Source organism: Nocardia heshunensis, from assembly GCF_054782115.1.
On the sequence record NZ_BAAGTC010000029.1, the window covers coordinates 230,534 to 253,115 of the forward strand.

26 protein-coding genes are annotated in these 22,582 nt (G+C 67.5%); 14 read left to right on the forward strand and 12 right to left on the reverse strand.

The features are described 5' to 3' along the window. Window positions 1-22 precede the first annotated feature (22 nt). Together ACYVN4_RS43530 and ACYVN4_RS43535 are read left to right on the forward strand one after the other, a co-directional pair. Window positions 23-715, forward strand: coding sequence for a response regulator transcription factor (locus tag ACYVN4_RS43530; RefSeq protein WP_460729869.1), 693 nt, complete (start codon window positions 23-25; stop codon window positions 713-715). Window positions 716-755: 40 nt separating this feature from the next. After that, entirely contained in the window at window positions 756-2,105 is a 1,350-nt protein-coding gene (locus ACYVN4_RS43535; RefSeq protein WP_460729871.1) for a sensor histidine kinase, read from the forward strand. Here the strand turns inward: ACYVN4_RS43535 and ACYVN4_RS43540 are convergent. Further along, on the reverse strand, window positions 2,071-2,619 hold the full coding sequence (locus ACYVN4_RS43540; protein ID WP_460729873.1) for a GtrA family protein: 549 nt from the start codon (window positions 2,617-2,619) through the stop codon (window positions 2,071-2,073). The two genes, ACYVN4_RS43535 and ACYVN4_RS43540, sit on opposite strands and share 35 nt — an antisense overlap. A gap of 120 nt (window positions 2,620-2,739) precedes the next feature. Here ACYVN4_RS43540 and ACYVN4_RS43545 point away from each other — a divergent pair, with 120 nt between their 5' ends. From ACYVN4_RS43545 to ACYVN4_RS43565, 5 genes are all read left to right on the forward strand, one after another. Further along, window positions 2,740-3,963 carry a 5-(carboxyamino)imidazole ribonucleotide synthase gene (locus ACYVN4_RS43545; RefSeq protein ID WP_460729875.1) on the forward strand — a complete coding sequence of 408 codons (1,224 nt, stop codon included), beginning with the start codon at window positions 2,740-2,742 and terminating at the stop codon, window positions 3,961-3,963. Continuing rightward, window positions 3,956-4,459, forward strand: a complete 504-nt coding sequence (gene purE / locus ACYVN4_RS43550; protein WP_460729877.1) for a 5-(carboxyamino)imidazole ribonucleotide mutase — start codon at window positions 3,956-3,958, stop codon at window positions 4,457-4,459. Before ACYVN4_RS43545 ends, purE begins: the two co-directional genes overlap by 8 nt. Before the next feature lie 152 nt (window positions 4,460-4,611). Then, window positions 4,612-4,875 carry a hypothetical protein gene (locus ACYVN4_RS43555; RefSeq protein WP_460729879.1) on the forward strand — a complete coding sequence of 88 codons (264 nt, stop codon included), beginning with the start codon at window positions 4,612-4,614 and terminating at the stop codon, window positions 4,873-4,875. Window positions 4,876-4,978: 103 nt separating this feature from the next. Next, window positions 4,979-5,668 carry a TetR family transcriptional regulator gene (locus ACYVN4_RS43560; protein WP_460729881.1) on the forward strand — a complete coding sequence of 230 codons (690 nt, stop codon included), beginning with the start codon at window positions 4,979-4,981 and terminating at the stop codon, window positions 5,666-5,668. Window positions 5,669-5,801: 133 nt separating this feature from the next. After that, complete coding sequence (locus ACYVN4_RS43565; protein ID WP_460729883.1) at window positions 5,802-6,959, forward strand: acyl-CoA dehydrogenase family protein; 1,158 nt, start codon at window positions 5,802-5,804, stop codon at window positions 6,957-6,959. Window positions 6,960-7,051: 92 nt separating this feature from the next. On the opposite strand, the gene ACYVN4_RS43570 is transcribed toward ACYVN4_RS43565, so the two are convergent. Next, window positions 7,052-7,597: a hypothetical protein gene (locus ACYVN4_RS43570; RefSeq protein WP_460729885.1), complete on the reverse strand. Its 546-nt coding sequence runs from the start codon at window positions 7,595-7,597 to the stop codon at window positions 7,052-7,054. A 284-nt stretch (window positions 7,598-7,881) separates the two neighbouring features. Between ACYVN4_RS43570 and ACYVN4_RS43575 the strand changes: the two genes are divergently transcribed. After that, window positions 7,882-8,205 (forward strand): hypothetical protein, encoded by a 324-nt coding sequence (locus ACYVN4_RS43575; RefSeq protein WP_460729887.1) that lies wholly within the window; start codon window positions 7,882-7,884, stop codon window positions 8,203-8,205. Here the strand turns inward: ACYVN4_RS43575 and ACYVN4_RS43580 are convergent. The 3 genes from ACYVN4_RS43580 to ACYVN4_RS43590 all read right to left on the reverse strand — a co-directional run bounded on the left by ACYVN4_RS43580 (window position 8,202) and on the right by ACYVN4_RS43590 (window position 11,400). Beyond that, complete coding sequence (locus tag ACYVN4_RS43580; RefSeq protein WP_460729888.1) at window positions 8,202-8,492, reverse strand: GNAT family N-acetyltransferase; 291 nt, start codon at window positions 8,490-8,492, stop codon at window positions 8,202-8,204. The two genes, ACYVN4_RS43575 and ACYVN4_RS43580, sit on opposite strands and share 4 nt — an antisense overlap. Window positions 8,493-8,497: 5 nt before the next feature. Further along, window positions 8,498-9,817, reverse strand: coding sequence for an FAD-binding oxidoreductase (locus tag ACYVN4_RS43585; protein ID WP_460730070.1), 1,320 nt, complete (start codon window positions 9,815-9,817; stop codon window positions 8,498-8,500). A 107-nt stretch (window positions 9,818-9,924) separates the two neighbouring features. Then, window positions 9,925-11,400: an MFS transporter gene (locus tag ACYVN4_RS43590; RefSeq protein ID WP_460729890.1), complete on the reverse strand. Its 1,476-nt coding sequence runs from the start codon at window positions 11,398-11,400 to the stop codon at window positions 9,925-9,927. Between the two features lie 144 nt (window positions 11,401-11,544). Between ACYVN4_RS43590 and ACYVN4_RS43595 the strand changes: the two genes are divergently transcribed. Beyond that, window positions 11,545-12,147, forward strand: coding sequence for a TetR family transcriptional regulator (locus ACYVN4_RS43595; protein ID WP_460729892.1), 603 nt, complete (start codon window positions 11,545-11,547; stop codon window positions 12,145-12,147). Between the two features lie 31 nt (window positions 12,148-12,178). Next, window positions 12,179-12,499 (forward strand): GroES family chaperonin, encoded by a 321-nt coding sequence (locus ACYVN4_RS43600; protein WP_460729894.1) that lies wholly within the window; start codon window positions 12,179-12,181, stop codon window positions 12,497-12,499. A gap of 59 nt (window positions 12,500-12,558) precedes the next feature. On the opposite strand, the gene ACYVN4_RS43605 is transcribed toward ACYVN4_RS43600, so the two are convergent. The 5 genes from ACYVN4_RS43605 to ACYVN4_RS43625 all read right to left on the reverse strand — a co-directional run bounded on the left by ACYVN4_RS43605 (window position 12,559) and on the right by ACYVN4_RS43625 (window position 16,922). Then, window positions 12,559-13,347, reverse strand: a complete 789-nt coding sequence (locus ACYVN4_RS43605) for an SDR family oxidoreductase (protein WP_460729896.1) — start codon at window positions 13,345-13,347, stop codon at window positions 12,559-12,561. Between the two features lie 84 nt (window positions 13,348-13,431). Continuing rightward, on the reverse strand, window positions 13,432-14,007 hold the full coding sequence (locus ACYVN4_RS43610) for a TetR/AcrR family transcriptional regulator (RefSeq protein ID WP_460729898.1): 576 nt from the start codon (window positions 14,005-14,007) through the stop codon (window positions 13,432-13,434). Window positions 14,008-14,067: 60 nt separating this feature from the next. Continuing rightward, window positions 14,068-15,483 carry an NAD(P)(+) transhydrogenase (Re/Si-specific) subunit beta gene (locus ACYVN4_RS43615; protein ID WP_460729900.1) on the reverse strand — a complete coding sequence of 472 codons (1,416 nt, stop codon included), beginning with the start codon at window positions 15,481-15,483 and terminating at the stop codon, window positions 14,068-14,070. A gap of 3 nt (window positions 15,484-15,486) precedes the next feature. Continuing rightward, window positions 15,487-15,804: an NAD(P) transhydrogenase subunit alpha part 2 gene (locus ACYVN4_RS43620; RefSeq protein ID WP_460729902.1), complete on the reverse strand. Its 318-nt coding sequence runs from the start codon at window positions 15,802-15,804 to the stop codon at window positions 15,487-15,489. Continuing rightward, complete coding sequence (locus ACYVN4_RS43625) at window positions 15,804-16,922, reverse strand: Re/Si-specific NAD(P)(+) transhydrogenase subunit alpha (RefSeq protein WP_379366444.1); 1,119 nt, start codon at window positions 16,920-16,922, stop codon at window positions 15,804-15,806. The genes ACYVN4_RS43620 and ACYVN4_RS43625 overlap by 1 nt, the downstream gene beginning before the upstream one ends. Window positions 16,923-17,247: 325 nt before the next feature. Between ACYVN4_RS43625 and ACYVN4_RS43630 the strand changes: the two genes are divergently transcribed. The 3 genes from ACYVN4_RS43630 to ACYVN4_RS43640 are packed head-to-tail and all read left to right on the forward strand — an operon-like array spanning window position 17,248 to window position 19,155. After that, window positions 17,248-17,697 carry an HIT family protein gene (locus ACYVN4_RS43630; RefSeq protein WP_460729904.1) on the forward strand — a complete coding sequence of 150 codons (450 nt, stop codon included), beginning with the start codon at window positions 17,248-17,250 and terminating at the stop codon, window positions 17,695-17,697. Next, window positions 17,694-18,512 (forward strand): maleylpyruvate isomerase family mycothiol-dependent enzyme, encoded by an 819-nt coding sequence (locus tag ACYVN4_RS43635; protein ID WP_460729906.1) that lies wholly within the window; start codon window positions 17,694-17,696, stop codon window positions 18,510-18,512. Before ACYVN4_RS43630 ends, ACYVN4_RS43635 begins: the two co-directional genes overlap by 4 nt. 4 nt (window positions 18,513-18,516) lie before the next feature. Further along, window positions 18,517-19,155, forward strand: coding sequence for a Type 1 glutamine amidotransferase-like domain-containing protein (locus ACYVN4_RS43640; RefSeq protein ID WP_460729908.1), 639 nt, complete (start codon window positions 18,517-18,519; stop codon window positions 19,153-19,155). 48 nt (window positions 19,156-19,203) lie between these two features. Here the strand turns inward: ACYVN4_RS43640 and ACYVN4_RS43645 are convergent, their stop codons facing one another. After that, window positions 19,204-20,643, reverse strand: a complete 1,440-nt coding sequence (locus tag ACYVN4_RS43645) for an MFS transporter (RefSeq protein WP_460729910.1) — start codon at window positions 20,641-20,643, stop codon at window positions 19,204-19,206. Window positions 20,644-20,754: 111 nt separating this feature from the next. Between ACYVN4_RS43645 and ACYVN4_RS43650 the strand changes: the two genes are divergently transcribed. Then, window positions 20,755-21,240, forward strand: a complete 486-nt coding sequence (locus ACYVN4_RS43650) for a MarR family winged helix-turn-helix transcriptional regulator (protein ID WP_460729912.1) — start codon at window positions 20,755-20,757, stop codon at window positions 21,238-21,240. A 3-nt stretch (window positions 21,241-21,243) separates the two neighbouring features. Here the strand turns inward: ACYVN4_RS43650 and ACYVN4_RS43655 are convergent, their stop codons facing one another. Beyond that, a complete protein-coding gene (locus ACYVN4_RS43655; RefSeq protein ID WP_460729914.1) occupies window positions 21,244-22,452 on the reverse strand; it encodes an MFS transporter in 1,209 nt (402 codons plus the stop codon). Window positions 22,453-22,582: the final 130 nt, after the last annotated feature.

The following is a 22,582-nucleotide window of genomic DNA, read 5'->3' on the forward strand; positions in this document are numbered from 1 at the left end:
CGCGTCAGTATCGTCTGATCTCGTGACGGGTCCCCGGATTCTGATTGTGGACGACGATGTCAGGGTGCTGACCTCGGTGGCGCGGGGGCTCCGGATGTCGGGTTTCGAGGTCGAGACCGCGGCGGACGGGGCCGCCGCGCTCCGCCATATCGGTGCGGACGCCCCGCAGGCCATGGTGCTGGATCTGAACATGCCGAATCTGGATGGCGTGCAGGTGGTCACCGCGCTGCGATCGCTGGGCAACGACATCCCGATCTGCGTGCTGAGCGCCCGCTCCGAGGTCACCGATCGCATCGACGCCCTCGAGGCCGGTGCCGACGACTACCTGACCAAACCCTTCGATCTGGGCGAACTGGTCGCGCGCCTGCGTGCCATGCTGCGCCGTGCCCCCGCGCCCGCCCATGTCGACGACGATCGCATCACCGTGGGCCCGCTGCTCGTCCAGCCGGGCGCGCGCCGCGCCTTCGTCGACGGCACGCCCCTCGACCTCACTAAACGCGAATTCGACCTGCTCGCCGCGCTCGCTTCCGCGCCCGGACAGGTCTTCTCGCGCGCGCAGTTGCTGGACCGGGTGTGGGGCTACGACTTCGAGACGCAGACGAAGGTGGTGGACGTATTCGTCTCCTACCTGCGCCGCAAGCTGGAGGAATCCGGCACGCCGCGCATGGTGCACACCGTCCGCGGCGTCGGATTCGTGCTGCGCCTCGAGCCATGAACCGACAGCACCGAGCCATGACGGACACAGGAGTGTGTGAGTGAAGCGGTTCCGACTGCCGCGACGGCCGATCTCTCTGCGTGCGCGGGTCGCGTTGGCCAGCGCGGCGACGGCGGCGGTCGTGGTCGCGGCCATGTCGGTGGCGTTGTTTGCCACCGCGTCGAACGATGCGGCGAGCCAGGCGGGCCGGGTGATCAGCGCGATCGCGCTGACCCCGGCCACCGGGGCTCCGGCCGCGCCCGCGCAGCCCGTCCCCGGTGGCGCGCATCCGGCCACACCGGCCCTGCCCGCACCGGCGGTGATCGCTCCGGCGGACCCGGTGGAATCGCCGGCGGCACCGTCGCCGGGAGTGATCATCAGGAAGCTGGACCCGGACAGCACGGAGCTCGGGTACACGCGCACAGTGGTGTTGAACGGCGACCCGGTCGCGGTGACCGTGCCCAGCGAGGTCGTCTCGGATTCGGCTACGCAGCAGCGGCTTCGGATCTTGGGGATCGGGCTCGTGGCGGTGGCGCTGGCGGCCGTGCTCGGCTGGTTCTTCGCGCATCGTGCGGTGGTGCCGTTGCGGCGCCTGACCGCGGCGACTGCCGGCCTGGGGGAGAGCCTCACCCTGGAGCCGCCGCAGCACCCGGTGGCGAGTGAGACGACCGACCTGGCCGAGGCCATGAACACCATGCTCGGGCGGATCGCCACCGAGCGCAGACATACCGACGAAGCCCTGGTCACCGCACGGGATTTCGCGGCCACCGCCGCACACGAGCTGCGCACCCCATTGACCGCCATGCGGACCGATCTGCAGGTGTTGCGGTCGATGCCGCTGTCGGAGGCCGAGCGGGCCGAGATCGTCGATGAGATCCTCACCACCCAGAGTGCGCTGGAATCCACGCTGTACGCGCTGGAACGGCTGGCGGTCGGGGATTTGACCACCGAATCCGATTGGGAGGACCTGGATCTGGGTCAGCTCATCGATCAGGTGGTGGACGATGCCCGCCGGACGCATCCGGGTGTGACGATGATCGCGGAGGAAGGCGAGCCGGTGCGGGTGCGGGGCCTGGCGGCGGGATTGCGGTCGGTGGTGGAGAACGCGATCACCAATGCGGTGCGGCACGGTCACGCGGATCGCATCGAGATCGCGACGCGGAGCGTGGGTGATCAGGTCGTCCTGACGATCGACGACAATGGCGACGGCATTCCGAATGCCGAGCGGGAGCGCGTCTTCGAGCGCTTCTACCGCGCGAGCAGTACCCCCGGCAGCGGTCTGGGACTGGCGTTGGTCGCCCAGCAGGCCCGCCTACACGGTGGCGCCGCGACCATCGAGGAAAGCCCGGAAGGCGGTGTCCGCCTGCGGATCACCCTCAGCTGTGACCGAGCTGCTCTTCGTTCTCGGTGACCATATCCTCGAATTCGTCCTGCAGTTCCTGCATTTCGTCCGGAAAGACCCACTTCTTCATGGCGTAGAAACGGAATGCCATTTGCAGCAGATTGCCGATGATGAAGGCACTGACGAAGTCGGCGATGTTCTCGACGGTGAAACTCACATTGGGCGTGCGCAGGTCGAACACGTAGCTCGAGACCCACAGCGGCAGCGCGGCCAGGCCGACACCGATTCCGCTGACCAGGAAGAACAGCAGCGCTTCGTGGTGCTTCTCGCGGCCGCCGCGCTTGTCGAAGGTCCATTCGCGGTTGAGGATGTAGGACACGATGACCGCGATGGTGCCCGACATGATGCGGGCCACGGTCGGCTTGGTGTCCATGATCGTGAATTTCAGGATGTAGAAAATGCCCAGGTCGATGACGAACGTGGTCGCACCGACGATCGCGAACTTCAGCAGTTCGTAATGGCGGTCCGCGAGGGCCCGCAGGGGAGCGGGCAGGCGATTGACCACTTCGTCGACAAAAGACACGGTGCGAGTCTACGTCTCCGTTCCGGGCCGTGTACCCCCGGTACAAATGGGGGCAATGTGCGGTTGCGCACCCGGTGGATACCTGTCATGCGACCCGCCGGTCGGTGACCACCGGGTGCCATGACAACATTGTCCAGCGTGAGCGCCCGTTCCTTCGATTCCGCCGCGATGCCGACCGTCACCATGATCGGCGGTGGCCAGCTTGCGCGTATGACCCATCAGGCGGCCATCGCGCTCGGTCAGCGGTTGCGCGTGCTCGCCGAGCACCCCGACGATCCCGCCGCCCAGGTGACGCCCGAGGTGGTGCTGGGCAGTCACGATGATCTGGCAGCGCTGCGCAAGGCCGCGGTCGGGTCGCACGCCCTGACCTTCGATCACGAGCATGTGCCGACCGCACACCTCGAGGCGCTCATCGCCGAGGGGGTGAACGTGCAGCCGCCGCCGCAGGCCCTCATCTACGCCCAGGACAAGCTGCGCATGCGCCGCAAGCTCGCCGAGCTGGGCGTACCGATCCCGGCCTACGCCGAGGTGAACTCGGTCGAGGATGCGGTGAACTTCGCCCAGGAGAACGGCTGGCCGTTCGTGCTCAAGGCGGTGCGCGGCGGGTACGACGGCCGTGGCGTCTGGATGCCCGCGGATGCCGCCGAGGCCGCCCCGATCATCGAAGACCAGCTGGCGCACGGTGTCTCGCTGATGGCCGAGACCAAGGTGGACCTGAAGCGTGAGCTGTCGGCCATGGTGGCGCGGTCCCCGTTCGGTCAGGCCGCGGCCTGGCCGGTGGTGGAGACCGTGCAGCGCAACGGCCAGTGCGCGATCGTCATCGCGCCCGCCCAGGACCTGAGCGCCGACAAGGCCACCGAGGCCGAAGCGCTGGCGCTGCGACTGGCCGCCGAACTCGGTGTCACCGGCGCGATGGCCGTGGAGCTCTTCGAAACCCACTCCGGCGATCTGCTGGTCAACGAACTCGCCATGCGCCCGCACAACTCCGGCCACTGGGGCATGGACGGTGCGTGCACCGGCCAGTTCGAACAGCATCTGCGGGCCGTCCTGGATTACCCGTTGGGCAGCACCAAACCGCTGGCCCCCGTCACCGTCATGGCCAATATCCTGGGCGCACCTGAGGCCCCCGAGATGTCCATGGACGAACGCCTGCATCACCTTTCGGCCCGGATCCCCGACGCCAAAGTGCACCTGTACGGCAAGGGCGAGCGCCCCGACCGCAAGATCGGCCACATCAATATCCTCGGCGACGACGCCGTCGAGACCCGGGAAAAGGCCGAGCGCGCGGCACATTGGATGTCGCACGCCATTTGGACCGACGGATGGGATCACCACCATGACTGACACTGCCCAGGTCGGCCTCATCATGGGCTCGGACTCCGACTGGCCCACCATGGAGGCGGCCGCGGAAGCCCTGGCCGAGTTCGGCATTCGCTTCGAGGTCGGCGTGGTCTCCGCCCACCGCACCCCGCAGCGCATGCTCGACTACGCCAAGAACGCCGCCGACCGCGGCATCAAGGTCATCATCGCGGGCGCGGGCGGCGCCGCCCACCTCCCCGGCATGGTCGCCTCGGCCACCCCGCTGCCGGTGATCGGCGTCCCCGTCCCCCTGAAGTATCTCGACGGCATGGACTCCCTGCTCTCCATCGTCCAGATGCCCGCCGGCGTCCCGGTCGCCACCGTCTCCATCGGCGGCGCCCGCAACGCGGGCCTGCTGGCCGTCCGCATCCTCGCCTCCGCCGACCCCGAACTCCTTTCCCGCATGGAACGTTTCCAGGCCAGCCTCGAGCAGATGGTCCTCGAAAAGGACGAAGCCCTCCGCAACAAACTCCTGGGCTAGCCCACCGTGACCGGGCTGATCCGCTGTCCGGTCCGGAAAACCGAAAAGGGCTGGTTATCAGCAGATTTGGCGCGGTCGAGTCCGGAATTCGATGGATCTCGCGCGGTCGTCCTCCTAGCGTCTTCGGTAGGGAAACCGAAGGGGAGGACAACATGATTTCCCGTAACAACAGTCGCAAATTCCAACGGATCATCGGCACGGTGGCCATCGCTGCGGCGTTGGCTGTGCCGTCGGTCGCCGCGGCATCGGCCGCGTCTCCGGGGGCACCGAATCACGACGGTTACTACACCTGCGATCGCTACTACACCAGCAACGGCCAATGCGCCCACTGGACCTATCGCTGGCAAACCCGCTGGGTTTGCGTGAGCTGGTACCAGAACGGCAACTGCGCGCGAATGAACACTCAGACCTACTGACACCGTGCCGCCCGTACGGCTCCGCGTCGCCGCGGAGCCGTGCGGGCGGACCGCTGCGGCGATGCGGTGATGCAGCCGCGGTCCGGGTCGCTACCGTTGTCGGATGCCCAGTGACCAGCCCGCGCGGCCGCGCGCCGACGTGGATTCGACCGAGCGCCGTCTGACCGTGGTGGATCAGGCGTTGCGGTTGTTCGCCGAAAAGGGTTACGAGGCAACGACGGTCGATGAGATCGCGGAGGCGGCGGGGATTTCGCGGCGCACCTTCTTCCGGCAGTTCCGGTCGAAGGAGGATGTGGTGTTCGCCGATCACGAGTCGCAGCTGGCGCAGGCGCGGGCGTTTCTCGAAGCGGCGCAGGGGGATCCGTGGGATGCCGTGTGCGAGGCCGTGGTGGAGGTGTTCGAGCGGTTCACGCAGTGGCGGGAGATCGCGGCGCGGCGCTATCAGGTGGTGCGGCAGGTTCAGACCCTGCGCGAGCGCGAGATCGTGACGGTCTTCCGGTACGAGCGGTTGTTCACCGATTTCCTGCGCGGGCGCTTGCGCGGCACCGCGGATCTGGCATTGGTGCAGTTCACGGCCGCGGTGACCGCCACCCACAACTATCTGCTGCGGCGCATGGTGCGGGGGGAGTCGGCGGCGAGCCCGGCGGATCTGCGGGCGGCGTTGGCGGCGATTCCGCGCGGGGATCGCGAGGCCGCCGCGGCCTCGGACGAGATGGTGGTGGCGGTGTTCCCTCGTGATCTCTCGCCCCGGCAGGTCGCCGACCTGCTGGCCAGTCGCCTCGATAGGCTGTGAACTGTCCAGGGTGGCGCAAATGACACTGCGTGCCATGGAGGTGTGAGCAAGTACCCGCACGTGGCCGCGATATTGCGGCGTATAGTTGCCTTCGACTGGCACTGAGTGCCGCACAACGACCAGGAGACTCCCCATGGCGGGCAACCCCGATTTCAACTTGTTCCAGCTCGAGGACTTCCACAACGAGCTGCGCGCGGCCATCCGCGGCCTGTCCGAGAAGGAGATCGCCCCCTACGCGAAGGATGTGGACGGCAACGCCCGCTTCCCCGAGGAGGCGCTGACCGCCCTCAACGCGGCCGGCTTCAACGCCGTGCACGTGCCCGAGGCGTACGGCGGCCAGGGCGCGGACTCCGTCGCCACCTGCATCGTGATCGAGGAAGTGGCCCGCGTCTGCGGTTCCTCCTCGCTCATCCCGGCCGTCAACAAGCTCGGCACCATGGGCCTGATCCTCAACGGTTCCGAGGAGCTCAAGACCAAGGTCCTCGCCGACATCGTCGCGGGCAAGATGGCCTCCTACGCGCTGTCCGAGCGTGAGGCCGGCTCCGACGCCGCCTCCATGCGCACCCGCGCCAAGGCCGACGGCGACAGCTGGATCATCAACGGCTCCAAGTGCTGGATCACCAACGGCGGCAAGTCCGATTGGTACACCGTCATGGCCGTCACCGACGCCGAGAAGGGCGCCAACGGCATCTCCTCGTTCATGGTCCACAAGGACGACGAGGGCTTCGTGGTCGGCCCGCTGGAGCACAAGCTGGGCATCAAGGGTTCCCCGACCGCCGAGCTGTACTTCGAGAACTGCAAGGTCCCCGGCGACCGCATGGTCGGCGAGCCCGGCACCGGTTTCAAGACCGCGCTGCAGACCCTGGACCACACCCGCCCGACCATCGGCGCGCAGGCCGTCGGTATCGCGCAGGGCGCCCTGGACGCGGCGATCGCCTACACCAAGGACCGCAAGCAGTTCGGCAAGACCATCGCGTCGTTCCAGAACACCGAGTTCATGCTGGCCGACATGGCCATGAAGATCGAGGCCGCCCGCCTCATGGTCTACACCTCGGCCGCCCGCGCCGAGCGTGGCGAGAAGAACCTGGGCTTCATCTCCGCCGCGGCCAAGTGCTTCGCCTCGGATGTGGCCATGGAGGTCACCACCAACGCCGTCCAGCTCTTCGGCGGCGCGGGCTACACCACCGACTTCCCGGTGGAGCGCATGATGCGCGACGCCAAGATCACCCAGATCTACGAGGGCACCAACCAGATCCAGCGCGTCGTGATGTCACGTCAGATCCTGCGCTGATTTCCGGTCGCGAAAGCGATTCGGCGAGAAAAACACTGGAGGCGGCTCCGAGTTTCGACCCGGGCCGCCTCCGTGGTGTTGTCGGGTGCTGCTTACTGCCCCGGGGTCGAGGCGGCGGCCGACAGGCTGGCGAGCAGGCTGCTCAGCAGCGAGCCGACGGTCATGTTCGCGCTGCCGGTGCCGAGGGCGGACGGGCTGCAGGTGGTGCCGGAGGGGGCGGTCTGCACGACGTTCACCGCGAGCGGGCCCTCGGCGACGCCGGCCACGCCGGACGCGGTGACGAAGAGGTTCCAGTTGCCGACGGCGCTCTGCGAACCGGTCACCGACTGCGACGGCGTCCACTGGAAGGTCATGTCGGTGCCCTGGGTGTAGGTCACCGGGGCGGACCACCAGGTCTGGTTGGTGCTGGTGTTGGTGGCTTCCAGCACGAAGCTGGTGGCGTTGTTGGACTGCGACACCATCTGCGCGGCGTCGGCCGACGGGAAGGTGATCGAGTAGGTGGTGCTGACGCAGTAGGCCGTGGAGGACGTGATGGCCAGCTGTGCCGAGGCGGCGGGAGCCATCGCGATGGTGAGCCCGGCAACGGCGACCGCTCCGGCGATTCCGGCTCCGGAGCGAGCGAGGACCGACTTCTTCATAAGGTCAATATCTCCCAGTTGGTGAAAACCCCTGGGTCGAGGGGCTTTCGGACCCTAACGGTGCCGCATGCCCCAAATCTATGAAATTCCGGCTTTTCACAGCCGACTGACAGTTCCGATCCGCCGCGCCGAAAACTGCTCAGTAGCTGAAGAATTGCTCCGCTCGGGGGTTCGCCGCCGATGTGCGGCGGGGCGGTTCGCCGGGCCTTTTCTTTACGGCTTCCTCAGGTAAAGCAAGGGTTCGAGGGCTGTTCGGGCAGGGATGCTGGGGGCACTATGGAGCCATGGCCGGAGTCGAAATCAACGACACCTTCGTCCGGCGCACACTGGCCGACGGACGGGTGGAAGAGGTCGCATGGACGGAACTGGCAGAGGTGCGGATCATTACGGCGGCGGACGGGCCGTTCGCCGGTGACGTGTTCTTCGTTCTGATCGGGGCGACCGGGAAGGGTTGTGTGGTGCCGTATTCGGCGGCCGACACCGCGTTCCTGGCGAAGCTGCAGTCGCTGCCGGGTTTCGACGAGGCCAAGGTGAGTGCGGCGATGGAGGGCAGCGCCGACCGGCATTTCCGGGTCTGGCAGCGCCACCACGCGCCGCGGTCGAATTAGGCGATCAGGTCGGCGTATTCGGGGTGCTCGGTCACGTACTTCTCGACGTACCAGCAGGTGGGAATGATCGAGAAGCCTTCCGCGCGCGCATCCTGCAACGCGAACTCGACGACCTGTGCCGCGACGCCCCGGCCCCGGAACTCGGGAAAGGTGAGGGTGTGCTGGATATCGCGGATCTTGGTGCCGCCCTCGGCGCGCTCCGCGTAGTCGGCGTAACCCGCGAGCGTGCCATCGAGGTAGATCTCGTAGCGGGTGGCGTCGGCATTGTGTTCCAGCTTCGTGCTCATGTCGGTCACAGCACCGCTCCCGGGTTGAGTATTCCGTGCGGATCCAGCGCTTCCTTGATGCGGCGCGTGAGTGTCATCACGTCCGGCCCGAGCTGATCGGGCAGCCACGCCTTCTTCAGTCGCCCGACCCCGTGCTCACCGGTGATGGTGCCGCCCAGACCGATGGCGAGGTCCATGATCTCGCCGAAGGCCAGGTGCGCGCGCTCGGCCTCGTCCGGATCGGCTGGGTCGTGGACGATGAGCGGGTGGGTGTTGCCGTCGCCCGCGTGCGCGATGACGGAGATGAGCACCCGCCGGTGTGCGGCGATCTCGGCGATGCCGGAGACCAGCTCGCCCAGCCGCGGCAGCGGGACGCCGACGTCCTCGAGCAGCAGCGGCCCTTTGCGTTCCACCGCGGGGATGGCGAATCGTCGTGCGGCGCAGAAGGCTTCGCCCTCGTCCGGATCGTCGGTGCGGAAAGCCTCGGTGGCCCCGGCCTTCTCGCAGGCCGCGAGCATGAGGTCGGCCTCGTGTCCCGCGTGTTCGCCGGGTGCGTCGGAGCGGGCCACCAGTAGCGCGGCGGCGTTGAGGTCGAGCCCCATCCGCAGTTCGTCCTCGACGGCGTTGATGGCGACCGCGTCCATGAATTCCAGCATGGAGGGCCGCAATTGGCCGGTGATGGCCAGGATGGCGTCGGTCGCGGCGGTCAGGGTCGCGAAGGTGGCGACGACCGTGGACTGCGGTGGCTGCGCGGGCAGCAGCCGCAGCGTCAGCTCCGTGATGATCCCGAGCGTGCCCTCGCTGCCCACGAACAGCTTGGTCAGCGAGAGTCCCGCCGAGTCCTTGAGTCGTGGTCCGCCCAGCCGTACCGCGGTCCCGTCGGCCAGCACCACCTGCATGCCGAGCACGTAATCGGTGGTGACGCCGTACTTCACGCAGCACAGCCCGCCCGCGTTGGTGGCCGCGTTTCCGCCGATCGAGCAGATCTCGAACGAGGACGGGTCGGGCGGATACCAGAGCCCTTGCGCGGCCACGGCCCGCTTCACCTCGGCATTGAGCAGTCCGGGCTGGACAACGGCGGTGCGCGTGACGGGGTCGACGCTGATCTCCCGCATCTTCTCGGTGCTCAGCAGCAGCGCCCCGTTCTGCGCGGTGGCCCCGCCGGAGAGTCCGGTCCCGGCTCCGCGCGGCACGATCGGCACCCGGTGTTCGTGCGCCCAGCGCACGGTCGCGGCGACCTGCTCGGTGGTCAGCGGCCGCACCAGTGCGAGCGCGATTCCCGCGTCCGGGTCCAGGGCCCGATCCTGCCGATATCCCTTCAGCACATCGGGATCGGTCACCACCATGCCGTCGGGGAGGAGACCGCGCAGTCCGTCGAGATCGATGTCCACATGCCGAAACTACGGGTTCCGGCCGTGTTTTGTCCGGAACCCGTAGCTTCTGATTCGATCGTTCAGTGGGCGACCGCGGCCTCCGGTGCGGTGGCTTTCGCGGCGGCCTTGGGCAGCGCGAGCGCCGCGGCCAGCACGACCACCAGCACCGCGGCACCACCCAGCGCCGCCATCTCCATGGCCGTCACATACCCGCCGGTGCCGTGGTGCGCTCCCAGCGCGCTGAAGAAGATCACGCCGAGAACCGTTGCGCCGATGGCATTTCCGAACTGCTGCGAGGTGGTCAGCACGCCCGCCGCCATGCCCGCCTGCCGGGCCGGGATGCCCGAGGACAGCACCGCCCCGACCACCGACGGAATGGTGAGCCCGTTGCCGGTGCCGACGATCATCATGCCGGGGATCAGCGCCAGTGCGGTGACGTGGCTGCCCATGCCGACCAGCACCGCGAGGGTGATGGCGAGCCCGGTGAGGCTGGTCAGCGTGCCGAGGACCATCACCCGGTTGCCGATCCGCGCGGCCACCCGGGGCGCGAGGAAGAACGAGCTGCCCGCGAAGCACAGGCCCAGTGGCGCGAACGCCAATCCCGCGGTGAGCGGCGACAATCCGAGCCCGTTCTGCAGCATGAGGGTCAGGCACAGCATGAATCCGGCGAAGAAGGTCAGGTAGCCGCCCGCGATGACCAGCCCGAGGCTGAACCCGCGTTCGCGGACCATGCCGGTGTCCAGAACCGGTTCGCCGCCACGGCTTTCCAGCCGGTTCTCGTAGCGCAGAGTGAGCAGCAGCACCGGGATCGAGGCCAGCATGCTGACCCAGGTCCACACCGGCCAGCCTTCCGGGCGACCCAGGGTGATGGGCACCAGCAGCAGTGCCAGCGCGGCCGAGATACCCAGCGCGCCAATCGGGTCCAGCTTCGGTCGGTGCGCCTGCTCGTGCCGGGGCAGCCAGCGGGCGGCCAGTGCTGCGGCGATCAGGCCGATGGGCACGTTGATGTAGAAGATGCTGCGCCAGCCCCACCCGAACAGGTCGAGGTCGAGCAGTACGCCGCCGAGTACCTGGCCCGATACCGCGCCGAGGCCGATGGTGGCCCCGAATGCGGCCATGGCCCTGGGCCGTTCGTGCGGCGGGAACAGGGTGTTGATGAGCGCCAGCATCTGCGGCACCATCAGCGCCGCGGTACCGCCCTGCAGGACGCGGAAGGCGACGAGCGCCCAGGCGTTGGGTGCGAGCCCGCACAGTAGTGAGGCGGCGGTGAAGGCGAGCATGCCGATCACGAACAGCCTGCGGTGTCCGTGCAGGTCGCCGAGGCGGCCGCCGGTGATGAGGCCCGAAGCGTAGGCGAAGCCGTAGCCGCCCACGATCAGTTCCAGCGCCGCTTCACCGGCGTGCAGGTCGTGCTGCAGCGAGGAGGCGGCGACATTCACGACGAACCAGTCGAACATCGCCATGAACATGGCGCTGAGGATGACGGGCAGGGCCCGCCAGCGGGCATCGAATCCGGCGGGAACCGCTGGGGCGGTCCGGCTTTCGAGGATGGTCACGTCGTTCTCCCGAACGTGCAAGGGGGATGGGGGAGCGGCGCGTCGTTGCGCCGGAAGCACAGGGTTTGTAACTAACCGGTTGGTTACAGATATTCCACCCGCGCCGACTGCTTGTCAACCAGTTAGTTGGTTACCATCGAAGGCATGGCAGGCACGAGGGACCCCGAGGCGACCAAGGCGCGCATCTTCGAGGCCGCGACCGAGGAATTCGCCCGGTACGGGATCGCGGGCGCGCGCGTCGACCGCATCGCCCGCAATGCCAAGGCCAACAAGCAGCTCATCTACGCCTACTTCGGGGACAAGGACAAGCTGTTCCACCAGGTGCTGGAAAAGACCATGCTGGCCGTGGCGGGCTCGGTCACCACCGATATCGAGGACCTCGACACCTGGATCGACCAGCACATCGACTACCACCGCGAGCATCCGGAACTACTGCGCCTGCTGCAGTGGGAGGCGCTGGAGCTGGGTCGCGAGAATGCCTCGGCGGGTGAATTGCGTTGCGGCCGTTACCTGGAGAAGCGGCAGAAGGTCGAGGTCGCGCAGGGCAAGGGCCTGATGCGCGGGGATATGCCGTCCGGCCAGGTGCTCATGCTGCTCATGTCGATGATCAACTACCCGATGGCGGTGCCGCAGGTCGCCGGGTTCACCCTCGGCCCGGACATCGATCAGGAGGCGCAGCGCGCCTGGATCAAGGACGCCATCCGCCGCATCGTCGCACCGGATACCGCTCCGGATACCGGGGCGTAACCGACCGTTCGGGGCGCAGTACACTGCCGCCGTGCCCGATGCCAAGCTAGAAATCCAGATGCTGCACGACCGAGTCATGGTCAAGCTGAGCCCCGAGGCGGGCGAACGGCGCAGCAGCGGTGGCATTCTCATTCCGGCCACCGCCCAGGTGGCCAAGCGGCTGTCGTGGGGCGAGGTGTGCGGCGTGGGCTCCCATGTCCGCGCGGTGGGCGTGGGCGATCAGGTGCTCTTCAGCGCCGACGACCAGTTCGAGGTGGAGATCCAGGCGCAGGCGTACTACGTACTGCGCGAACGCGATCTGCACGCCGTCGCCAACACGCATCCGGAGCACGGCACCGGCCTGTACCTGTAGAGCTCGAAACGGCGACGGCCCGCATCCCTTTCGGGGTGCGGGCCGTCGCTGTACCCGGATCAGGCGGTCTTGACGACTCCGCCGTCGATGACGTAGTCCGAGCCGTTGATGATGGCGGCCCGCTCCGAGGCCAGGAAGGTCACCAGCGCCGCGATCTCCGCGGGCTCGGCGATGCGGCCCGCGGCGATATTGAACTGTCCCGCCATGGCGGCCAGGAAGTCTTCGTGCGCAACGCCGTTCGCGGCGGCGAGCTTCGCGCCGAGCTGGTCGGGACCGCGCCAGATATCGGTGCCGACCGGGCCGGGGGAGACGGTGTTCACGCGGACGCCCTGCGGCGCGAACTCCTCGCTGATCCGCTTGCCGAAGTTGGTGAGCGCCGCCTTCGCCTCGCTGTAGGCCACCGGCCCGACCGCCGGGATCCGCGCGTTGATCGAGGACACCGTGATGATCGCGCCGCGCCGCTCGATAATGCTCGGCAGCGCCGCGCGAACCGTGGTGACCACGCCGAACAGGTTGAGGTCGAACAGCTTTCGCCACTGGTCATCGGGCGTGTCGAGGAAGCCGCCCAGTGTCAGCTTGTCGGCGTCGCCGCCCCCGACATTGTTGACGAGGATGTCGATCCCGCCGAGCTCGCCCAGCGCCGCCTCGACGGCGGCGAGCGCGCCCTCGGTGGTGCTCAGATCGGCGGAAACGGTTGCCGCCGCGACCTTTTCGAGCTCCGGGGTGATATTGCGGGCCACGCCGACGACGCGGACGCCCTCGGCGGCCAGCTCTTCGGCGACGGCCAGCCCGATGCCCCGGCTCGCGCCGGTGACGAGCGCGGTCTTGCCGTTCAGTCCGAGATCCATGATCCAAGCCTTTCTTGAACTACAGGTCAAAAATTGGGATGAAGAAAAAGGCCGCAGGTCGCGGCCTGGAGGTGGACGGTGGTGTCAGAGGGTGGACAGTGCGGTGTCGATGATCCGATACATGGTCTCGGCATCCGACACCTTGGCGGTAATGCGAAGCCCGCCAATGGTATTCATCAAGAACTCGGCGTACGCCCGAGTGTCGAGGTCGGCGCGGACATCGCCGTCGCGCTGCCCCCGTTCGAGCCGTTCGGCGAACGCCTCGATCATGAGCTCGTATCCGTCGTTCACGGCCTTGGTGGCCTCCGCGTCGTGCCCCGCCATCTCCAGCGCGGTATTCACCAGCAGGCAGCCTCGACGAACCGGGTACTCGAAATCGGAGTCCACCGTGAAGCGGGCCCAGGCTCGAAACCGTTCCCGGGTCGAACCGGGCTGGGCCAGTGTCTCTTTCGCGAGCTCCGACCCCATCCGGTTGTACCGGTTCATGGCCAGATCGAACAGTTCCCGCTTACTCCCGAAGGTGTTGTAGAGACTGCCCTTCCCGACCCCGGTAGCCTCCGCGAGCTGCGCGGGCGAACACCCCGCATACCCATGGGTCCAGAACGCTTCCATCGCGCGATCCACCACCGTGTCCGCATCGAAGTTCCGTGGCCTGCCCATGAAACAAAAATACCCCGTTCTTGACTCTCAGGTCAAGAACGGGGTATTTCGCTGAATCTCCTACAGCGCCTTGAGTTCCTCGGTGACGGCGCCGACGGACTTCTTGGCGTCGCCGAACAGCATGGAGGTGGTGTCGGCGTAGAACAGGGGGTTGTCGATTCCGGCGAAGCCGGAGTTCATCGAGCGCTTCAGCACGATGACCGACTTGGCCTGGTCGACGTTCAACACCGGCATGCCGTAGATCGGGGACGAGGCGTCCTCGCGAGCGGCGGGGTTGGTGACGTCGTTGGCGCCGATGACGAGGGCGACATCGGTGCGGGCGAACTCGCCGTTGATGTCGTCCATTTCCTTCATGGCGTCATAGGACACCTCGGCCTCCGCGAGGAGCACGTTCATGTGGCCGGGCATGCGACCGGCGACCGGGTGGATGGCATACTTGACCTCGACGCCCTTGGCCTCGAGCAGGGCCGCCATTTCCTTGACCGCGTGCTGGGCCTGGGCGACGGCCATGCCGTAACCCGGGACCACGATGACCTGGTTGGCGTAGGCCATCTGGATGGCGGCGTCGGCCGCCGAGGTCGCCTTGGCCTGCTTCTGCTCACCGCTGCCCGAAGCGCCGGGAGCCGCTGAGCCACCACCGAATCCGCCCGCGACGATCGCCGGGATGGAGCGGTTCATGGCCTTGGCCATGAGGTTGGTCAGAATGGTGCCGGACGCGCCGACGATCATGCCCGCGACGATCATGGCGGTGTTGTCCAGCGCCAAACCGGCTGCGGCGGCGGACAAGCCGGTGAGGGCGTTGAGCAGCGAGATGACGACGGGCATGTCCGCGCCGCCGATCGGCAGCACGACCATGAGGCCGAGGATGCCCGCGAGCACCAGCAGCGCGATCATCCAGTACTGCGGCACACCGGTGTCGGTCGCGCCGATGCCGATCACGACCGCGGCCGCGATGGCTCCCGCGAGCAGCAGCAGGTTGAGCGGCTGCTGCAGCTTGCCGACGCTGATCGGGCGGCCGGAGAGCAGCTCCTGCAGCTTGGCGAAGGCGATGATCGAGCCCCAGAAGGAGATCGAGCCGATGATGGCCGCGAACAGCGAGCCGATCACGATGTGCACCGACGGCGACTCGTGCACGTTCGAGAAGCCCTTGGTGTCAAGGAATTCGGCCCACGCGATGAGGGCCACGGTGCCACCGCCGACGCCGTTGAACGCGGCGACCAACTGCGGCATGGCGGTCATCTTGGTGAACCGCGCCGGCGGCACGCCCAGGCCGATGCCGACGACCAGACCGGCAACGATGATGATCCAGTTGCTGGTGTCGCGGATGGAGATGAGCGTCGCGATGACCGCGATGACCATGCCGACCGCGGCGATCAGGTTGCCGCGCACCGCGGTCTTGGGACCGGTCAGGCCCATCAGACCGTAGATGAACAGCGCGAACGCGACGATGTAGAGAATATTGACCAGATTGTCCATGGCTTACTTGCCCGCCTTCTCGCTCGCAGCAGGCTTCTTGGCCTTGAACATGCCCAGCATGCGGTCGGTCACCACGAAACCACCGATGACGTTCAGGGTTCCGAAGACGACGGCGACGAACAGGATGATCTGCATCAACACCGACGGGTGCTGGATCTTGCCGAACACCACCAGCGCGCCGAGCACCACGATGCCGTGAATGGCGTTGGTGCCGGACATCAGTGGGGTGTGCAGGGTGTTGGGGACCTTGGAGATGACGGCGAAGCCGACGAACCCGGACAGCACCAGGATCGCGATATTCGCCAGCAATTGGGTGTACATCAGGCTTCCACCTCACGTGTCACGCAGGAATCCGCCAGCACCTGATCGCTGAAATCGGGTGCCAGGGCACCGTCTTTCAGCATGAGCTCGAGCAGGGCGGCAACGTTCTTGGAGTACAGCTCGCTGGCGTGCTCCGGCATGGTGGCCGGCAGGTTCAGCGGCGAGGCGATGGTGACGCCATGGCGCACAACGGTTTTCCCGGGTTCGGTCAACTCGCAGTTACCGCCGGTCTCCCCGGCCATATCCACGATCACGCTGCCGGGCTTCATGCCCTCGACAGCGGCGGCGGTCACCAGGCGCGGGGCCGGACGGCCGGGCACGAGGGCGGTGGTGATGACCACGTCGAAGCCCTTGATGGCGTTCTCCAGCGCGGTCTGCTGCTGGGCCCGCTCGTCGTCGGAAAGCTCACGGGCGTAACCGCCTTCACCGGCGGCGTCGATGCCGAGGTCGAGCCACTGCGCGCCGACGGAACGCACCTGGTCGGCGACCTCCGGGCGGACGTCGTAACCGGTGGTGCGGCCACCGAGTCGCTTGGCGGTGGCCAGCGACTGCAGACCCGCGACACCGACACCGAGGACCAGCACGGTGGCGGGCTTCACGGTTCCGGCGGCGGTGGTGAGCATGGGGAAGAATCGGGTGGATTCGGAGGCGGCGAGCAGCACGGCCTTGTAACCGGCGACATTCGCCTGCGACGACAGCGCGTCCATCACCTGGGCGCGCGAGATACGCGGAATCGCTTCCACCGCAAAGGCTTGCACGCCCGCGGCCTTCAAAGCACCGATCTTGGTGTCGGCGTTGCGGGGCGCGAGGAACCCGATCAATGTCTGACCGGAGTGCAGCTTGGCGATCTCGGCGTCATTCGGGGGAGCGACCTTGACGACCACATCGGCGGCGTACGGATCCCCCAGCGTGGCACCGGCTTCGGTGTACGCCTCGTCGGGAATCAATGCGCCCAGACCGGCACCGGCCTCGACGATCACTTCCACACCCTGCTTCAACAGGGCCGGAATGATCTTCGGCACCAATGCGACGCGTCGTTCGTCCGGGTTCGTCTCCCGAACCACTCCGACACGCGCACCGCGGGGCGCAGCGGTCTGTGCGCTCTGCGTTGTGTCCACTTGTCAAACTTCCTTCTCGTGGTGAGCCCAGGCCACCCATGTCGGTATGGGCCGATTCACCGGTCCAACGGTGGGCCGAACTTACTCTGCAGTAAGTTCGTGAGAATTCTCGCAACTGTACCTGGTTCGCGGTGAGCGTAGCGGAGATGCCCATCACATGGTGTGGCGAGAAAACCGGACAACTCCATGCTCGGCCGGGGTGCCGTAGTGGACAAGTACCAACAATCGGGGGTAGCTACACACCGTTAGGTATGTCCTGCTTGGCGTGCCTCGGGGTCGGGTAGGGGGGTGTCGCAGATCACTTGTACGCCGTAATGTCTGCACGGTGAGTGGCTGCATTTTCTGCCGGATCGTCGCGGGCGACGCACCCGCGACCAAGATCTACGAGGACGACGCCTTGGTGGCGTTCCTCGACATCCGGCCCATCACCCGCGGGCACACCCTCGTCATTCCCAAACGGCATGCCACCGATCTGGACGAACTCGATCCGGCGATGGGCGCGCAACTGTTCTCCTTCGGGCACCGCCTGGCCAAGTCCATGCGCCGCGCCGGACTCGCCGCCGACGGCGCGAACCTGCTGATCAACGACGGCAAGGCCGCCTTTCAAACCGTTCACCATGTGCACCTGCACGTGATCCCCCGCCACCACGGCGACATCCTGCGCTTCGCCAAGGGTTTCGTACTCCGCCGCCCGCACGACACCGAGCGCACCGCCGCAGCCCTGCGATCCGGCCTGGACCGGCTCGCCGACGAAGAAAGGGAGACCACCGCATGACCGACACGGTGCCCGACCGCGCCGAGATCACGGCCCTGTTGTCCGATCAATGGGACGCGATTACCCGGCTGGTGGACGGCCTGGAGGAAAACGCCTGGCGCACCGCCACGCCGCTGCCGGGCTGGACGGTGTTCGACGTGGTCGCCCACGTGATCGGCACCGAATCCCTGCTACTGGGCGAGCCGACCCCCGACATCGAGGTGTCCGGCCCGCACATTCGCAACGAGATCGGCGCGCTGAACGAGAAGTGGATCGCCGCACTGCGCCCGCTCACCGGTTCCCAACTGCTGGAACGGTTCCTGGAGGTGACCGGCCGCCGGTTGAAGGCCCTCGAGCAGATCACCCCGGAGGCGTGGGCGGAGAAGGTCCCGACCCCGGTCGGCATGGCCCCTTACGGCCGCTTCATGCGCATCCGCGTCTTCGACTGCTGGATGCACGAGCACGATATCGCCGATGCGCTGGGCGTTTCCGTCGACGAGGGCGGCACCCGCGGTGAACAGTCCTTCGAGGAACTGCTGCCCGCCCTGGGCCGGGCCGCGGTCAAGGGCGCGGGCGCGCCGGACGGCTCGCGGCTCACGATCGAGGTCACCGGACCGGTAGCGCGACAACTCCACATCGCGGTCGAGGGCGGCCGGGCCAGTCTCGTCGAAACCCTCGATGCCCCGGCCACAGTGGTCCTCACCCTCGACTCCGGCCTGTTCGCCCGCCTGCGCGGCGGCCGCACCACGGCCGACGAGCATGCGGGGCGGATCATCATCACCGGTGACACGGACCTCGGCAACCGCCTGGTCCGCAGCCTGGCCTTCACGATCTGATTCCGTGCGACTCTTCCTGTCCAGCTACCGCTTCGGCTCACACCAGCAGCGGCTGCTCGAGCTGGTCGGCTCACCCGGCGGGGTGGCCGTCATCGCGAATGCCTGCGATGCCTGGCCCTCGGCCTGGCAGGGCGCGGTCACCAGCGACCTGGTTCCGCTGCGCCGCGCGGGTTTCCATCCCGAGGTCCTCGACCTGCGGGAGTATGTCGACCGCCCGGCCGAGGTCGAGCAGCGGCTGCGCGAGTTCCCGATGGTGTGGGTGCGCGGCGGCAACACCTTCGTGCTGCGCGCCCAATTCGCCCGCAGCGGAGCCGATCTCGCCCTGACCAAGCTCCTCGCCGAGGACGCCCTGGTCTACGCGGGCTACAGCGCCGGGGCCTGTGTCATGACCCCTGACCTGCACGGCATCGAGTCCATGGACGACCCGAACGAGGTCCGCACCGCCTGCGGCGTCGAACCCCGCTGGGATGGGCTGGGTCTCGTCGACCGCCGCATCGTGCCCCATCTGGACTCACCCACCGACCCCACGGGCGATGCCCGGAAACTGGTGCGCGAGTACACCGCCGAGGGCATCCCGCACTGGGCGCTGACGGACGATCACGTCGTCGTGGTGGACGGCGACCGCACCGAGGTCCTGACATAGAAAAAGGGCCTGCGCACGGTGTGCGCAGGCCCTTTCAGTCTCAGGTTCTTACTTCCCCTTGTGGCGGATTCCGTGGCCGAGAGCCACTGCCGCCGCACCGAATGCGCCGATGGCCAAGGTCGCGAAGCTCGCGACGTACGCACCTTCGGTCGGTACCGCGTGGGTGCCGAGCTTCAAAACGTGTGCGGTGAGGATCGATCCGGTGACCGCACCGGCGATCGAGCCGCCAGCAGTACGAACCAGCGAGTTGATGCCGGACGCGATGCCGCTCTCACTCATCGGCACATGCTGCACTGCCAGCGAGCCGAGCGCCGCGTACCCGATGCCGAACCCGGTGCCCTGCAACACATTCGCCATGATCATGTCGTACGAGTGGTCGTGCGAGATCGCCAGCCACCCCATGGACAGACCGGCGAACACCGCGCCGATGGCCAGCGTGTACGCGGGCCCGATCTTGGCCGAGATGCGCCCGGTGTTGAACGAGAAGAACGTCATCAGCGCCGCGCTCGGAATGCCGTAGAGGCCGACCGACAGCACGGTGCCCGACAGGCCGTAACCGACCTTGTCCGCGGGCGTCTGAATGAAGTTGGACACCAGCGAGAACGCGCCGAACATGGAGAAGCCCAGCAGCGCCGAGGCCACATTCGCCGACAGCGACTGCGGCCCGACCAGCAGCTGCAACCGCACCAGCGGCTGATCGACCTTGAGCTCCACGAGAACCCAGATGGCGGCGAAGGCGGCGGCCGCGACGAACAGGCCGATGGTCGAGCCGGAGCCCCAGCCCCAGCGCGGGCCCTCGCTGATGCCGAGCAACAGGCAGATCAGCAGCGCGGCCAGCAGCGCCGCGCCGATGTAGTCGGGCTTGCCGCCGTGGCGCACGCCATTGTTCTGGGCGCTCACCTGGATCAGCACGGTGGCGACCACGCCGAGTCCGGCGGTCAGCCAAAAGACCGGGTGCGGATTGGTGGTGTGGTCGGCGATGATGCCGGTGGCCAGCAGGCCGACCGTGCCGCCGACACCCATGGTGCCGGAGACGACGCCGATGGCCCGGACCAGTTGTTCACGCGGGAAGGTGTCGCGAATGATGCCGATGGCCAGCGGGATCATGGCCGACGAGATGCCTTGCAGCGCACGGCCGATGATGTAGATCGGCAGCGTGGTGGCGAAGGCGCAGACCACCGAGCCGACGATGAGCACGCCCATGGTGACCATGACCATCGGCTTCTTGCCGTACATATCGCCGAAGCGCGAAAGCAACGGCGTGGCAACGGCTCCCGAGAGCAGCGCGGCGGTGAACAGCCAGGTGACGCCGGCGACGTCGGTGTGCAGCTGGGCGATGAAGCGGGGCAGCAGCGGAATGACCACGGTCTGCTGCAGCGATACGACGAGCCCGGCCGCGCACAGCGCGAGCAGGGTCAGCCCCAGATGGGCCTTCGAATGATCGTCGGGCTTGGTCCCGTCGACCTGACCGACAGCGGTCGTAGTCATGGCGGCGATCCTTTGGTTTACTTACCAAAATTAAGTAAATGGGTTTCGTAAGATAACCACATGCCGCGATCGGAAGCCACAACCGCCAGTGAAGTTGACTCAGGTCACATCGTGGAACTGGAGCGCGCGCTGGCCCGCGTCGCCTATCTACTCACCCGTGTCCGCCGCCACGATCAGGCGATGGTGAAGTGCGGACTGACGATGGATCGCGCCAGCGTGCCGCTGTTGCGGCTGCTCGCCGACGCCGATGAGCCGATGCGCCTGGGGGAGTTGGCGACTCGCCTCGATGTAGAGGCTCCCCACGTGACCCGACAGATCCAGCGGCTGGAAAAGGCGGGTTATATCGAGCGTGTCGCCGACCCGGACGACGGCCGCGCACAGCTGGCCCGCCCCACCGCCGCCGGTCGCAATGCCATGGAGGCGATCCGCGGCGTGATGCGCGGCTGGATGCAGGACGCCCTCGCCGACTGGAGCACCGAGGAGCTGAAGGCCCTCGCCGTCCTCAACCACCGCATGGTCGACGACTTCCTCGACCACGCCGAGGTCATCGGCGACTACGGCGCGACGGCCCGCGAAAGGCCCACCCGCACCGCCTGACCCCTATCGGTCGACGCCCACCGGATCGGCCACGACCGCCCGAGCGCCCCACGCGCACAACAGCATTGCCAGCAACGGCACCACCATCGCCGCGGTGAGCGGCACCAGCTTGTCCAGCCAGCCGATTACTGCCGGTCCGGCCAGCAGGCCCACATAGCCGAGTCCGAACACGCGCGACATGTCGGTGGCCGACGTCGCCGACCCCAGATTGCCCGCCGCCGTGAACACCTGCGGCACACCCCCGGACAGCCCGATCCCGCACAGCGTCCACCCCAGCAGCGTCAACGGCAGCCACCCCGACGCCACCACGAGCCCGAACCCGATGGCCGCCACCAGCGTTCCCCATCGCACGATCGCCACCGGCCCGAACCGCCCGCTCACCCGGTCGGCCCCGAATCGCCCAAGCGTCATGGTCAGCGAGAACCCCGCGAATGCCAGTGCCGCCGTGCCCGCATCCACCCCTAGTCGGCTTTTCACTTGCAGCGCACTCCAATCCGCCGCGACCCCCTCCGCCATCAGTAGTGCGAACGCGATCAGCCCCAGCACCAGTACTTTCCGGCCGATTCGGGCGACCGGGTCGGTCATCGATTCGGCCCCAGCCGGTTCGGTGGATCGGCCGGTGTCCTCGGTCGCCGTCGCGGCGTGCGGGAGCAGTTGCGGGATGGCGGTGACGACGATGGTCAGGCCGACCGCGCTCGCGAGGCCGAAGGTGAGGTGGATGGGCCAGTGGGCGTGTTGGGTGGCTGCGCCGTAGGCGGAGCCGAGGAAGCCGCCGCAGGAGAAGAAGGCGTGGAAGGCGGACATGATCGGGCGGGGGTAGGCGCGTTCGATGTGGACGGCCTGGGCATTCATGGAGACGTCGATCGCGCCGTTGCCGAAACCGAAGGCGCACAGGGCGAGTCCGAGGGTGAGCGGGGTGGTCGCGAAGACGGGGCCGAGGAGAGCGACGGACAGCACGGTGGCGGCGGTCGCGGTGAGGGTGCGGCTGCCGAAGCGGTCGGCCAGCGGTCCGGCGGCCTGCATGCCGAGGATGGCGCAGGCCGCCATCAGCAGGATGAGCATGCCGAGCGTGGTGGGCGCGACTTCGGTGCGAGCGGTGACGGCGGGGATGTGCACGATCCAGACGGCCGAGAGCATCCCGTTGAGGCCGAACACGGCGAACAGCGCCAGGCGCGCCTTCCGGATCCGGGGAGCGGGCGTCGTAGCGGCCATCGGTACGACGCTACCGGGTGCACCCGGCAGCTCCCCGTCATTCACCCTTTCGCGGCATCGTCGACGTTCCGGGTGGTGATCCGAATCTTGTGCGGTACAACCTGTTTGATACCCATTCTAGGCGCGGGCA